3 protein-coding genes and 1 pseudogene are annotated in these 2,644 nt (G+C 66.0%); 1 reads left to right on the forward strand and 3 read right to left on the reverse strand.

Translation table 11 applies throughout. The features are described 5' to 3' along the window. The 3 genes and pseudogenes from EOA33_RS31390 to EOA33_RS31400 form a co-directional block, all read right to left on the reverse strand. Nucleotides 1–221: pseudogene (locus EOA33_RS31390) on the reverse strand (CCA tRNA nucleotidyltransferase); the annotation flags it as partial. Further along, a complete protein-coding gene (locus EOA33_RS31395; protein ID WP_127407393.1) occupies nt 218–850 on the reverse strand; it encodes a CoA pyrophosphatase in 633 nt (210 codons plus the stop codon). The gene EOA33_RS31395 and the pseudogene EOA33_RS31390, both read right to left, overlap by 4 nt. Further along, nucleotides 850–1,479 (reverse strand): DUF1285 domain-containing protein, encoded by a 630-nt coding sequence (locus EOA33_RS31400; protein ID WP_126058657.1) that lies wholly within the window; start codon nt 1,477–1,479, stop codon nt 850–852. The genes EOA33_RS31395 and EOA33_RS31400 overlap by 1 nt, the downstream gene beginning before the upstream one ends. A 145-nt stretch (nt 1,480–1,624) precedes the next feature. On the opposite strand from EOA33_RS31400, the gene EOA33_RS31405 reads away from it, so the two are divergent. Beyond that, complete coding sequence (locus tag EOA33_RS31405; RefSeq protein ID WP_126058656.1) at nt 1,625–2,629, forward strand: MoxR family ATPase; 1,005 nt, start codon at nt 1,625–1,627, stop codon at nt 2,627–2,629. The last annotated feature ends 15 nt before the right edge of the window (nt 2,630–2,644 follow it).

Here is a 2,644-nt window from a genome sequence, read left to right on the forward strand (position 1 = left end):
GTCTTGAAGCCGGCCGCCTCGGCCCGGCGGATGGTCTCCTCGGGCAGCGTTGTCGCGGCGATATCGATGTCGGCGACCGGCTGGCCAAGCAGCGTGTTGCGAACGGCGCCGCCGGCGACGCGCGCCTGCTCACCGCCTTCCGCCAGGGCGGCCAGCAGACGTTGCAGGTGCTTTTCATTGAGCCAGTCGGCCCTGCCCGCGAGCGATACCGGAGCACTCAAGCATAGAGCCTTTCATAGAGGGTGCGGATGATGCCGGCGGTGACGCCCCAGATGCGCTGGCCGCCATAGGGCATGTCATAGAAGAACCATTCGAGGTCGTCCCACATGCGGCTGTCCCTGGCGTGGTTGGCCGGGTCCATCAGGAATCGCAGCGGCACTTCGAAAGCGGCGTCGACCTCGTCGGCATTGAGCGCCAAGGAGAAGCCTGGCCGAACCACCGCCAACACCGGCGCGATGCGGTAGCCGCTGCCGGAAACATAGTCAGGCATGCGGCCGATGATCTCGACATGATCGCGCTCGAGGCCGATCTCCTCGAACGTCTCGCGCAATGCGGCCGCTTCCGGATTGGGATCGGTTGGATCGATCGTTCCGCCTGGAAAGGCCACCTGGCCGGAATGGCTGCGCAGCTTCTCCGCCCGCTTGGTCAGAAGCATCGTCGCCTCGGCGCCGTGATCGACGACCGGGATCAGCACGGCGGCATCGCGCAGTGGCTTTGCGTGCTTCAGCCTAGGATGGCCTGGATTGAAGCGATGATCGCCATAGTCGTCGCCGGCATGTGCGTCTGCCTGAGCGGCGACGCGCTGGCGAAAATCCAAGGTCGAGAACGGCGGCGGCGTCACCTGGTCCATCACGCGCTGAGCCGTTTCAGCTTCTCGGCGGGCATGATCGGATAGACCTCGCCCCTGGAGCGCACGGCAAACATCGTCCTGCCGTCGATGTCGATCTCCTCGCCATGCTCGACCAGTTCGTACATCACCGGCCGCGCCACCAGCGCCTCCAGCCGGCCGCGCACCAGCACATAGGGTTTCAGGCCGCCGGTCGCCTCCTCGTCGACGAAGCGCAGGGCGTGGCCCGGCCCGGCCTCGACGACATCGCCGACATTGGTGCGGAAGGTGATGACCTGGTCGTCGCCGGCGCCGGACACATCCATCTCGACGGCGACGAAGGGGGCGTCGACGACGCGTATCCCCACCCTCTCCACCGGGGTCACCAGATAGGTCTTACCGTCCGCGTCCTTGCGCAGCACGGTGGAGAAAAGCTGCACCAGCGGCATGCGCCCGATCGGCGTGCCCAGATAGAACCAGGTGCCGTCGGCCCTGATCTCCATGTCGAGGTCGCCGCAGAAGTCCGGATTCCAGCGCTCCACCGGCGCCGGCCCCTTGCCGGCGCGGGTCGAGCGCGAGATCAGCGCCTCCAACCCGCGCGCCTCGGTGGCGCTGGTGAGGCTCTGTTCACGATGTTCTGTGAGCTCCGTCATGGTCACGAAATAGTCACTGTTGTTCCGCTTGTCAGCCTAACTCTGTGATTTAAGTTCAAATGCAGGCGCCAGGCGAGGCCGAATCGCGGCATTCTGCGGCACAGACAGTGCAAGCCGGTATTTCCAGCACAAGGATCGAAACGGCATGAGCGTGATGATCAAGGAAAGCCCGATCAGCGAAAAGGACATGATCGCCGAGGCCGAGAAGGCGCTGGCGGACATCTCGAAAGTCCGCAACGGCGTCGGCCGCGTCATCTTCGGCCAGGATGCGGTCGTCGAGCGCACGCTGGTGGCGCTGCTCGCTGGCGGTCATGCGCTGCTGGTCGGCGTGCCTGGCCTCGCCAAGACCAAGCTGGTCGAGACCTTGGGCGTCGTGCTCGGCCTCGATTCCCGCCGCGTCCAGTTCACCCCCGACCTGATGCCTTCCGACATCCTCGGCTCCGAGGTGATGGAGCAGGACGAGTTCGGCAAGCGCTCCTTCCGCTTCATCTCCGGCCCGATCTTCGCCCAGCTGCTGATGGCCGACGAGATCAACCGCGCCTCGCCGCGGACCCAGTCGGCGCTGCTGCAGGCAATGCAGGAATACCACGTCACCATCGCTGGCGTGCGTCACGACCTTCCCTCGCCCTTCCACGTGCTGGCGACGCAGAACCCGCTTGAGCAGGAAGGCACCTATCCCCTGCCCGAGGCACAGCTGGACCGCTTCCTGATGCAGGTCGACATCCTCTATCCGGAAATCGAGGCCGAGCGCCGCATCCTGCTCGAAACCACTGGCGTCGAGGACGCCAAGGCCGAGAATGTGCTGCAGCCGGCGCGGCTCAAGGAGATCCAGACGCTGATCCGCCGCATGCCGGTGCCGGAAAGCGTGGTCGAGGCGATCCTCAAGCTGGTGCGTTCGGCCCGCCCCGGCCAGGGCCACGCCGAGACCGACAAGCTAGTCGCCTGGGGTCCCGGGCCGCGCGCCAGCCAGGCGCTGACGCTTTGCGCCCGAGCCCGCGCGCTCTATGATGGACGTCTTGCGCCGTCGGTCGACGATATCAGGGCGCTCGCCGAGCCGGTGCTGCAACATCGCATGGCGCTGACCTTCGCCGCCCGCGCCGAGGGCACATCTGTGCGTGACGTGGTGGCGAAACTGGCAAAAGGCATCTGATGGCACGAATAGGCG

Origin of the sequence: Mesorhizobium sp. M4A.F.Ca.ET.050.02.1.1, assembly GCF_003997725.1 — a bacterium.
Classification (GTDB): Bacteria; Pseudomonadota; Alphaproteobacteria; order Rhizobiales; family Rhizobiaceae; genus Mesorhizobium.